This is a genomic window from Streptomyces sp. NPDC041068 (assembly GCF_040647455.1).
GTDB lineage: Bacteria > Actinomycetota > Actinomycetes > Streptomycetales > Streptomycetaceae > Streptomyces.
In genome coordinates this window covers 267635-278407 of sequence record NZ_JBEZCG010000015.1, presented here as the reverse complement: position 1 = coordinate 278407, position 10773 = coordinate 267635, and the positions used below count along the sequence as shown (strand labels likewise).

Annotated in this window: 8 protein-coding genes; 2 read left to right on the top strand and 6 right to left on the bottom strand. The window is 73.7% G+C overall.

All coding sequences use genetic code 11. The features are described from left to right. Window positions 1-335 precede the first annotated feature (335 nt). The 3 genes from AB0B50_RS32160 to AB0B50_RS32150 form a co-directional block, all read right to left on the bottom strand. Window positions 336-1247: a LysR substrate-binding domain-containing protein gene (locus AB0B50_RS32160; protein ID WP_362339314.1), complete on the bottom strand. Its 912-nt coding sequence runs from the start codon at window positions 1245-1247 to the stop codon at window positions 336-338. Window positions 1248-1297: 50 nt separating this feature from the next. After that, window positions 1298-2221 (bottom strand): DMT family transporter, encoded by a 924-nt coding sequence (locus AB0B50_RS32155; protein WP_362339327.1) that lies wholly within the window; start codon window positions 2219-2221, stop codon window positions 1298-1300. Between the two features lie 147 nt (window positions 2222-2368). Beyond that, window positions 2369-3865 (bottom strand): FAD-dependent oxidoreductase, encoded by a 1497-nt coding sequence (locus AB0B50_RS32150; RefSeq protein ID WP_362339313.1) that lies wholly within the window; start codon window positions 3863-3865, stop codon window positions 2369-2371. A gap of 99 nt (window positions 3866-3964) precedes the next feature. Between AB0B50_RS32150 and AB0B50_RS32145 the strand changes: the two genes are divergently transcribed. Next, window positions 3965-4585: a TetR family transcriptional regulator gene (locus AB0B50_RS32145; RefSeq protein ID WP_362339312.1), complete on the top strand. Its 621-nt coding sequence runs from the start codon at window positions 3965-3967 to the stop codon at window positions 4583-4585. Window positions 4586-4666: 81 nt separating this feature from the next. On the opposite strand, the gene AB0B50_RS32140 is transcribed toward AB0B50_RS32145, so the two are convergent. The 3 genes from AB0B50_RS32140 to AB0B50_RS32130 are packed head-to-tail and all read right to left on the bottom strand — an operon-like array spanning window position 4667 to window position 7316. Then, window positions 4667-4906, bottom strand: a complete 240-nt coding sequence (locus tag AB0B50_RS32140) for a hypothetical protein (RefSeq protein WP_055701284.1) — start codon at window positions 4904-4906, stop codon at window positions 4667-4669. 20 nt (window positions 4907-4926) lie between these two features. Then, entirely contained in the window at window positions 4927-7080 is a 2154-nt protein-coding gene (malQ, locus tag AB0B50_RS32135; RefSeq protein ID WP_362339311.1) for a 4-alpha-glucanotransferase, read from the bottom strand. Continuing rightward, window positions 7080-7316: a hypothetical protein gene (locus AB0B50_RS32130; RefSeq protein WP_362339310.1), complete on the bottom strand. Its 237-nt coding sequence runs from the start codon at window positions 7314-7316 to the stop codon at window positions 7080-7082. Before AB0B50_RS32130 ends, malQ begins: the two co-directional genes overlap by 1 nt. A gap of 415 nt (window positions 7317-7731) precedes the next feature. Here AB0B50_RS32130 and AB0B50_RS32125 point away from each other — a divergent pair, with 415 nt between their 5' ends. Further along, window positions 7732-10740, top strand: coding sequence for a beta-N-acetylglucosaminidase domain-containing protein (locus AB0B50_RS32125; protein WP_362339309.1), 3009 nt, complete (start codon window positions 7732-7734; stop codon window positions 10738-10740). Window positions 10741-10773: the final 33 nt, after the last annotated feature.

Below are 10773 nucleotides of genomic sequence, written 5' to 3'. Positions count from 1 at the left end.
CCGCACCACCGCACCACCGCACCACCGCACCACCGCACCACCGCACCACCGCACCACCGCACCACCGCACCACCGCACCACCGCACCACCGCACCACCGCACCACCGCACCACCGCACCGCCGCACCGCCGCAGGCGATTCTCCCGCTTGCCCACCCTGTTGCCCGGCACTCCGCCCGTCCAGTTGTACGGCGCTCTGTCCCACCCACCCGTTCACCCCGCCCTGCACGCGTCGCCCGCCCAATTGCCCCGCCCTGCCTGGCCAATGGGCGGGTGGGTGGGGGAGCCCCGTGCGGAGCGCGGGGACCGGGGTCATGTGGCCGCAGGGGGCAACAGTTACTGCCCTCGCGAAGGCACCGCTTCCCGCAGGGCCGTCAGAACTCGGGAGACCGCCGCGCCCGCCGCGGCCCCGCGGCGGACCGCCGCGATCACGTGGCGGGTCGGGTGGTCCTCCGCCAGTTCCCTCATCACCACACCGTCACGGCTCGCCGTCGCCATCCTCGGGACCAGCGCCACCCCCATCCCCGCCTCCACCATCGCGAGGATCGCCGTCCAGCCGGAGGCCGAGTGGGCCTGTTCCGGAGTGAAACCCGCCCCTTCGCACGCCGCCCGCGTGATCTCCGACCAGGGACCGCTCCCGCCGAAGATCCACGGTTCCCCGGCGAGGTCCACGAGGCGCAACCCCTCCGCCGACGCCAGCCGGTGGCCACCCGGCAACGCCACGTCCAGCGGGTCGGCCAGCAGCGACTCCCTGGTGAAGCGGGTGTCCGCGTCGGACGCCGCCGGCGCCTGCACCGCGAGCGACAGCGCCACATCCACCTCGCCCGCCGCAAGAAGCTCGTACGCCTCCGCCGCCTCGGCCTCTCGTACCCGTACGGAGATCCCGGGCGCCGCCGCCCTCAGCGCCCGCACCGCCGGCACGACCAGCGCGGGCACCGCCGTCGAGAACGCCCCGACCCGCACCTCCCCCGCCTCACCCTGCGCGTACGCCGCCAACTCCGCATCCGCCCGCTCCAGTTGAGCGAAGACCGCTTCGGTGTGCCGCAGCACCAGATGCGCCGCGTCAGTGAGCCGCACCCGCCGCCCGTGCGCCTCCAGCAGCGGCACCCCCAGCTGCTTGGCGAGGTTGGACAGCTGCTGCGACACCGCCGACGGCGTCATCCGCAACGCCTGCGCCGTCGCCGTCACGGTGCCCCGCTCGCTCAACGTACGCAGGATCTGCAGCTTCTTGATGTCCCACTCGCTCATGAGCCCAACGTACCGACTGGTCAGGAGCAGGGACCCCACGGGCGGCCCGCCTACTTCGCGCGGGCGGCCGAGCCCAGCACGACCCCGCCCAGGATGAGCCCCATGCACAGCACCTGCAGCCACCCCATCGCCTCGCCGAGGAGCGCGAAGGAGAGCAGCGCGACGCAGACCGGCTGGAGGTAGTAGACGACCCCGGCACGCGCCGCGCCGATGATCGAGATCGCCTTGTTCCAGGCGAAGAAGGCGACCGCCGATGACACCACACCGACGTAGAGGAGCGGGGAGACCGTGCCTGCCGTCGGCTCGAAGCCGCCCTGGAGCACATAGCTGGCCACGAACACCGGGAGCAGCATCAGCGCCCCGAGCACGAACGTCGCGAAGAGGAAGGGGAGTCCGCCGATCTCCGTCGGCCTGCGCTTGAGCAGCGCGCTGTACGACCCGAAGGAGACCGCCGCCGCGATGATCCACAGATCGCCGGCCGCGAAGTCCATGGCGAGCGAGCCCTTGCCGACCAGGAGCAGCACCCCGGCACAGGCGATGAGCATGCCGGTCACGCGGCGCGCACCGAGCCTGGCACCGCCGAGGCGTTCGTAGACGGCCATCAGGACGGGCGACGCGGCCATGATCATGCCCATGTTGCCCGCGCTGGTCGTCATGCCCGCCTGGTTCACCAGGGTGTTGTAGACCGTGACGCCCAACAGGGAGGCGAGGAGAAGGAACTTGAGGTGTTCGCGGAGCAGTTTCCGCTGCCGCCAGGTCTCCCGCACCGCGAACGGCGCGACCGCGGCGATGGCGATGATCCAGCGCCAGAACGCGTGCTGGACGGGCGGCACGGAGTCGTGCAGAGCGCGGGAAGTGACGAAGCTGCCCGACCAGACGACCGTGGCGAGGGCCGCGAGGGCGAGACCGACGCCGATGGGGCGCGCGGCCGCCCTCTCGGCGGCCGGTGCGGTGTGAGCGGGGGTCCGGTCCAGGACTGCCACGGGGTATCCCTTGCCTCTCTCCCCGCGGCGGCGGGGGGTCTCGGTGCGTTGCGGGACTACCGTGACACCCCCACACTCATCAGGTCCATCGAATCTTTCCACTGTTTATTTGTAGTTGAACTGAAATGATTGGAGATCTCAGGCCGCTCCCCACTCCCCCAGCGCCGCCTCCACCGCCCCGGCGTCCGCCCCCTCCGCCGCCCACGCCACGTATCCGTCGGGGCGGACCAGGAGCGTCGTACGACGGTCGCTCGCCCAGTGGACCGGCACGGCACGGCCCGCCGCGTGCTTCACGCCCTCCGGGGAGATCAGCACGAACTCGCCCGCGCGCAGGGCCTCGTAGAGCCGCCCCTCCCTGAGCGCGACATCGGGCACCCGGCGCCCGGCGAGCCGGTGCGCGCCCCTGGACGCCGGATAGCGGAAGCCGATCCCGGTGAGCCGGCCGACCAGCTTCGCCCGCACAGGACGCACATGCGTGGCGAGGGAGGCGAGCACCGCACGCACGGCAAGGGTCCACGGGCGCTTCGCCATCGCCAGCCTGACCATCCCGCCGCTGCTGCGCAGCACCGCCTTGCCGACCGGGTACCGCTCGGCCTGATAGCTGTCCAACAGGCCTTGCGGGGCACGGCCGTCGACGGCGGCGGCCAGCTTCCAGCTCAGGTTGGCGGCGTCCTGCAGGCCCGTGTTCATGCCCTGGCCGCCGGCCGGTGAGTGGACGTGCGCGGCGTCCCCCGCGAGGAAGACCCGGCCCACGCGGTAGGCGGGCGCCTGCCGTTCGTCGCTGTGGAAACGGGACATCCAGCGGGCGTCGTGCATGCCGTAGTCGCGCCCGAGCGCCTGCCGGGCGAGCTCCTTGACCTCGTCGAGGTCGAGCGGCTCGCTGTCGGGGACGTCGCGGGTGCGGTTCCAGCCGATGACGCGGTAGTAGCCGTCGGCGAAGGGCGCGATGAAGGCGAAGGAGTCGCCCGCGGCCCTGACGGTGAGCAGCGACTCCGGCTTCTCGGTGAGCCTGACGTCGGCGAGGACGAGCGAGCGGATCACGGACCTGCCGGGGAAGGGCAGGCCGACCGCCTCGCGCACGCCGCTGTGCAGCCCGTCGGCGCCGACGACATAGGCGGCGCGCAGCGCCTCCGGAGCACCGTCGGGGCCGCTGACCTCCAGCGTCACGCCGCCCTCGTCCTGCCGGAGACCGGTCACCTCGGTCTCGTACACGAACCGCACACCCGCATCGACCGCGCGCCGCTCCAGAGTCCTTTCGACCTCGTACTGCGGCAGGACCAGGACGTGCCGGAAGCGCGAGGGCAGGTTCTCCAGGTCGATCGAGAGCCGCTCGAACAGGCGCAGCGTCCGCAGCGGCCGCCCCTTGGCCTCCAGTTCGTCGGCGAGGCCCCGCGCGTCGAACTGCTCCAGGGTGCGGGCGTGCACGACCATCGCGCGCGAGAGGTTGCTGATGCCGTGCGCCCGCTTCTCCACGAGGGTGACGGCGACGCCCGCCGCGGCGAGGTCCCCGGCGAGCAGCAGCCCGGTGGGGCCCGCGCCGACGACCACGACGGCGCCCGCGCCCTCGCTGTTCCCCGCGTTCCCGCCGGTGTTCGTGTCCTTGTGGGTGCCCGTACTTCCGGTCGTGCCGTTCATGGCCGCCTCCTGATGCCAACACCTGTTGGTCAACGCTTGTTGGCCAAGCTAGAACCGCCGCTATGGACTGTCAACAGCTGTTGGCCTACGTTTGTTGGCATGACCGGAAGAGACCCCGGCGGCACCGCGTCCGCCCTGCCGCCCCGCCGCTCCGACGCCACCCGCGCGGGCATCCTCGCCGCGGCCCGCGAACGGTTCGCCGCGGACGGGTACGAGCGCGCGACGATCCGCGCCATCGCCAAGGACGCGCGGATCGACCCGTCGATGGTCATGCGCTACTACGGCAGCAAGGAGGGCCTCTTCGCCGCGGCGACCACCGTCGACCTGCGGCTCTCGGACTTCACCCGGGTCCCGCGGTCGGACGTCGGGCGGGCGCTGGTGACCCACTTCCTGGACATCTGGGAGGGCAACGGCGTACTCACCGCCCTGCTCCGCGTGGGCATCACCAACCAGGCGGGCGCCGAACGCATGCAGGGCGTCTTCAAGGAGCAGATCCTGCCGGTCGCGCACGAGGTCTGCCCCGACCCCGCCGAGGCGCCCACGCGGGCAGCGCTCTGCGCATCGCAGGTGCTCGGTCTCGCGCTGACGCGCTACGTCCTGCGGTTCCCCGCGACGGTCGCCCTGACGCGCGAGGAGATCACGGACTGGCTGGCGCCGACGCTCCAGCGCTATCTGACGGCGGAGCGGCCAGAGGATTCCGGCCTGCCCGAAGGGTCATGAACGCATGCCAAGGGCTCGGTCCTGCAACGCGTGCGTACGTTGCGGGACCGAGCCCTTGGCGAAGTCGACGGACGGGTGGCGTCAGCCCTGCTTCTGCTGCTTGCGGGACTTGTCACCGACCATCACGAGGCCCGCGATCACCAGGAACAGCACGATGGGCGCCACGACAAAGAGGCCGAGCGTGTCGATGACACTCAGGCCCGAGCCCGGGTCGTCGCCGTCGTCGCGCACGAGCGCGCTCGCGGGGGACGACATGAGCAGCATCATCAGCGTCGTGCCGGAGGCCAGGGCGCCGGCGCGCAGAGCGTTCTTCTTGTCCACGGTGCAAACGTAGCGAACTCCTAAACGGGGTGCGCGCCCGGGGGTGCCGTACGGGGCCTTTCGCTCCTGCCCGGGCCCTCGCGGAAGACCGCCATGAGGGCGTGCAGACGCGGGGATGCCGCGAGGTCCTCCAGGGTGACGGGGCGTCCGGAGGCGTCCGCGATCGGCAGACGCCAGTTGGGGTACTGGTCCCAGGTGCCCGGCAGATTCTGCGGGCGGCGGTCGCCCACCGCGTCCGGCAGCCAGACACCGACCATGCGGGCCGGGGTGGACAGCAGGAAGCGGTGCACGGCGCGGATCTCGTCCTCCTCGCAGCCGATGCCGCCGGGCAGCAGACCGCGCCGGGAGAGCAGGGACAGCCACTCGTGGACGTCGGCGGCGGCCTCGGCGCGCTCCTGCGCCAGGGGGCGGGTCAACAGGCCCAGGTCGTGGCGGAGTCGGACGTGCTCCCCCGTCAGGCGCGCCGCGGTCGAGGGCAGGTCGTGCGTGGTGGCGGTGGCCACGCAGTCCTCACGCCACTCGTCGGCGGGCAGCGGACGGCCCGTGCCCGCGCCCCCGTCCGCGCCTTCCCAGTCCCGCTCGAACCAGAGCACCGAGGTGCCGAGCACGCCGTGCTCGCGCAGCCGCTCGCGGACGCCGGGTTCGACGGTGCCGAGGTCCTCGCCGATGACCAGGGCGTCGGCGCGGGCCGCCTCCAGGACGAGGACGGCGAGCATCGCGTCGGCGTCGTAGTGGACGTAGGTCCCCTCGGTGGGGTCGTGGCCCTCCGGGACCCACCAGAGGCGGAACAGGCCCATGACGTGGTCGATGCGGAGCGCGCCCGCGTGCCGCAACAGGCCGCGCAGGAGGGCACGGTAGGGCGCGTACCCGGACTCGGCGAGGCGGTCGGGGCGCCAGGGCGGCAGGCCCCAGTCCTGGCCGCGCGCGTTGAACGCGTCCGGCGGGGCGCCGACCGTGGTGCGCGGCGCGAAGTGCCGCTGCTGGGCCCAGGCGTCGGCGCCGCCGGGGTGCACGCCGACCGCGAGGTCGTGCACGAGGCCGATGTCCATGCCCGCCTCGCTCGCGGAGCGCTGGGCGGCGGCCAGTTGGGTGTCGGTGAGCCAGGCGATGCGGCTGTGGAAGTCGACGCGGTCCATGGACTCGCGCCGGGCGCGGGCGGTCTCCGGCGAGGCCGGGTCGCGCAGGGGCGCGGGCCAGGAGTGCCAGTCCGGGCCGTGGACCTCGGCGAGGGCGGACCAGGTGGCGTGGTCCTCCAGGGCGGTGCCCTGCTCGGCGAGAAAGGCGTGGTAGGCGGCGCGGCGGCCGGGGCCGACGGGGACTTCGTGGAGCAGTTCGAGGGCTTCGCGCTTGAGGGCCCAGACGGCGTCCCGGTCGATCAACTCGCCCTTGCCCAGGACCGATTCACGCAATCGCCCGGCCTTGCGGCACAGGGCCTCGACGCGGTCGCGGGCCTCTCCCCGCAGGTACGCGAACTCGGGGACCGCCTCGATGCGCAGGTGCACGGGGTCGGGGAAGCGGCGGGAGGAGGGACGGTACGGGGAGGGGTCGCCGTGGCCGCCCGGCGGGCTCGGCACCGCGGCGTGCAGCGGGTTGACCTGGAGGAAACCGGCGTTCAGATCGCGCCCCGACCAGGCGGCGAGCTCGGCCAGGTCGCCGAGGTCACCCATGCCCCAGGAGCGGCGGGACAGCAGGGAGTAGAGCTGGACGAGCAGGCCGTGCGTGCGGCGCGCGGGGGTCCTTGCGCGGCGGGGGGCGGCGATGAGGTGGGCCCTTGCCTCGCGTCCGTCGGGGGTGCGTACGCGGAGTTGGTGGACGCCTGGCGGTAACTGGCGCACGCCCAGAGGCAGTTGCCCGTCGGCCACCTTCCACTCCTCGACCCCGCCGCCCTCCAGCTCAAGGCGTACCCGGGTGCCGCGCGGCAGGCCCGCGAGCGGTGAGGACGGAGGCAGGGGGTCGTCCGTCCACGCCACCACCGTCGGCGGCAGCAGGCGCGCGGACAGCTCCGCCTCGCGCGCGGCCAGGGCGGCCTCGGCCGCTTCCGGGGTGCTCGCGTCCACGTCCAGGGCGGCGAGGGCCGCGATCACCGCGGCGTCGGCGGCCGGGACGGTGCGCCCCGGGGACGGGGAGTAGGAGGTGGCCACGCCGTACGAGGCGGCGAGCCTGGCCAGGGCCATCAGACCCCCATGTAGTCCAGGCCCGAGGCCATGCCGGTGGAGGTGGGCTCGCTGGTCAGCGGGGCGGCGTCGGCAAGCGGCGGCTCACTGGTGAGCGGGGCGGCGTCGGCGAGCGGGGGCTCGCTGGTGAGCGGCGGCTCGATGCAGCCGCAGGAGCAGGAGCCGTCGAGGCCCGAGTCGGGGTGGGAGACCTGTTTGGAGAGCGCGGAGAGCAGAAGGTTCGCTGAAGCGGCCACGTCGGAGCTCCTTTTCGGGGGGCAGGTCTCGCCAGCCCTACCCAGTGCGCGGGGTCGCAGACGTATACGTTGCCTGAACGTGTCCCTGGTCACATTTGGTTCCCGATACGGGAGGTGTTTCCCCCGGGGCCCGGCCCGCTCCGGAAGATCGCGCCCCCAGGCCCCGGCGCCCGGGAAGATGTCCGCCGCGGCGAAACGGTCCTGGAGCGGTCCGAAGCGCCGCCGAACAGCCCTCGCGGCACCGGAAAACGCGCAGGTTCCGCGAAGAATCCCCGCGCCCCCACCCCGGCGCCGTTGACACCCCTGCCGCCTCAGTGGTGGGCTCACTGCCACACGTGTACATCAGGTACGTCAGGCACGATCGACACCTCAGGTACGACCGACACCTCAGGCACGACAGGCACAAGGAGAGGCCGTGCAGCTGCGGCGCAGGAACGGCGCGGCCGCCATCGCGGTCGCCGTCATCGCGGGCGCGCTCGGCGGTGCCCCCGGCGCCCTCGCCGCCCCGGGGGCGCCCGGCAGGCCCGGCGTCCCTGCCGCGTTCCCGGACGACGACGGCAGGGACGACCGCAAGAGCGACTCCGGCCTGCCGCCCGTCTGGCCCCGCCCCCAGTCGATGGACGCCGCGGGGAACGCCGTCACCGTGGGGGACGACGTCGTCCTCGTCACGGCGGACCCCGCAAGGACCGCCGCCGACGACTCCGATCCGTACGCCCTGGAAGCCCTCCGTGCTCTCCTGCGCGACGCGGGCGCCCGGCGGATCACCGAGGTCCGCGACGGCGCCCCGCTGCCCGAGGGACGCAGCCTCGTCGTCCGCGCCGGAGGAGTCGGCGCCGACCGGGCCCTGCGCTCCCTCGGCGCCCGCGAGCGCGGCGACCTGCCCGCGGGCGGCTACCGCCTGGCCGTGGGCCGCGTCGACGGACGGGACACCGTCGCCCTCGCCGGAGCCGGCAGGGACGGCCTCTTCCACGGCGTACAGACCCTGCGGCAGCTCACCGGCAAGGCCAAGGGCACCCGTCTCGTCCCCGGCGTACGGATCAGGGACTGGCCCGGCACCGCCGTGCGCGGCATGACCGAGGGGTTCTACGGCACCCCCTGGACCCGTGAACAGCGCCTGGCGCAGCTGGACTTCATGGGGCGGACCAAGCAGAACCGCTACCTCTACGCCCCCGGCGACGACCTCTACCGCCAGGCCCGCTGGCGCGAGCCCTACCCGGCCGGCCAGCGTGCCGACTTCCGCGCCCTGGCCGAGCGCGCGAGGGCCAACCACGTCACGCTCGCCTGGGCCGTCGCCCCCGGCCAGGCCATGTGCATGTCGTCGAAGAAGGACGTCAGGGACCTCACCCGCAAGATCGACGCGATGTGGGCGCTCGGTGTGCGCGCCTTCCAGCTGCAGTTCCAGGACGTCAGCTACAGCGAGTGGCACTGCGAGCAGGACGCCGAGACGTTCGGTTCGGGGCCGAAGGCCGCCGCGAAGGCGCAGGCCGAGGTCGCGGGCGCCGTCGCCGCGCACCTGGCCGAGCGCCACCCGGGCGCCGAGCCGCTCTCCCTGATGCCGACGGAGTACTTCCAGGACGGTTCGACCGAGTACCGGGCGGCCCTCTCGCACGACCTGGACCGCCGCGTCCAGGTGGCCTGGACGGGCGTCGGCGTGGTCCCCAGGACCATCACCGGGCGCGAACTGGCGGGCGCCCGCGAGGCGTTCGGCCCGCACCCGCTGGTGACGATGGACAACTACCCCGTCAACGACTTCGCGCAGGACCGTATCTTCCTCGGCCCCTACACCGGCCGCGAGCCCGCCGTCGCCATCGGCTCGGCCGCCCTCCTCGGCAACGCCATGGAGCAGCCCTCCGCCTCCCGCATCCCGCTGTTCACCGCCGCCGACTACGCCTGGAACCCGCGCGCCTACCGCCCCCACGAGTCCTGGCTCGCCGCCATCGACGACCTCGCGGGCGGCGACATGAAGGCGCGGGGCGCGCTGCGGGCCCTCGCGGGCAATGACGCCTCGTCCGTCCTCGGCGCCGAGGAGTCGGCGTATCTGCGACCGCTCATGGCCGAACTCTGGGAGGCCCGCACGACGACGGACCGGGCCAGGACCGACGGCGCGGCGAAGCGGCTGCGCGCCGCCTTCTCCGTCATGCGCGAGGCGCCGGGGCGCCTGTCCGACAGTGCGCTCGACGACGAAGTGCGGCCCTGGATCGAGCAGTTGGCGCGCTACGGCAGGGCCGGCGAGAGCGCCGTCGACATGCTGGGCGCCCAGACCCGCGGCGACGGCGCGGCCGCGTGGCAGGCCTCGCGCACCCTTTCGCGGCTGCAGAAGGAGCTGAGGGCCGGCAAGGCCACCGTCGGCGAGGGCGTCCTGGACCCGTTCCTGACGCGCGCGCAGAAGGCATACGCGACCTGGGCGGGGACCACCGGTGAGCGGGCCTCGGACGGCGCGCAGGCCCGGTTCGGCCGCGCGCGTCCGCTCGCGGCGGTGACGGCGCTGACCGACCCCGGCACCGAGGGCGACGTCGAGGCACACGTCCCCGGTGAGGGCTGGCGGCGCGTGGGCGCCCTCGCGAAGAGCGGCTTCACGGAGATCGACCTCACGAAGACGACAACGCGGGCGGGCGGCGCAGGGACCGCGAAGGCCCACGCAGAGCCCCTGCGCGCCGACGCCGTCCGCGCCACGCTCACCGACGGCACCGTCCGCCACATCGTGCCCTGGTTCGCCGATTCCCCCGCGGCCCGGCTCTCGCTGGCCCGCGCCGAGGCCGACGCGGAGATCGGCGGCGGCCCGCACCGCGTCACGGCGAGGCTGCTCTCGCTGCGCCCCGGCGACGTCCGCGGAAAGCTCCGGGCGAAGGCCCCGAAGGGCATCGAGGTGAAGGCCCCCGACCGGTCCACGCTGCCGCGCGGCACCCAGGTCGACGTACCGCTGGACATCACGGTCCCCGCGGGCACGCGCGCGGGGACGTACGAGATCCCGGTGACCTTCGGCGACGAGACCCGCACGGTGTCGGTCCGCGCCTACCCGCGCACCGCGGGCCCGGACCTCGCGCGCGGCGCGAAGGCGTCCTCATCGGGCGACGAGACGAAGGACTTCCCCGCGTCGGCCGCGCTCGACGGCGATCCGGAGACCCGCTGGTCGTCCCCGGTGGAGGACGGCGCGTGGTGGCAGATGGAGCTCGCGGAGCCGGTCAGGCTCGGCCAGGTCGTACTGCGCTGGCAGGACGCGTACGCGGCGGGGTACCGGGTGCAGACGTCGTCCGACGGAAAGACCTGGCGCACGGCCGCGACCGTGCGGGACGGCAGGGGCGGCCGCGAGGCGGTGCGCATGGACGCGCGTGACACGCGTTACATCCGGGTGCAGGGCGACAAACGGGCGACGCGCTTCGGCTACTCCCTGTGGTCCGTGGAGGCGTACGCGGTGGCGGACTGAGCGCAGCCCACGACTCCGTACGCCCCCACGTGC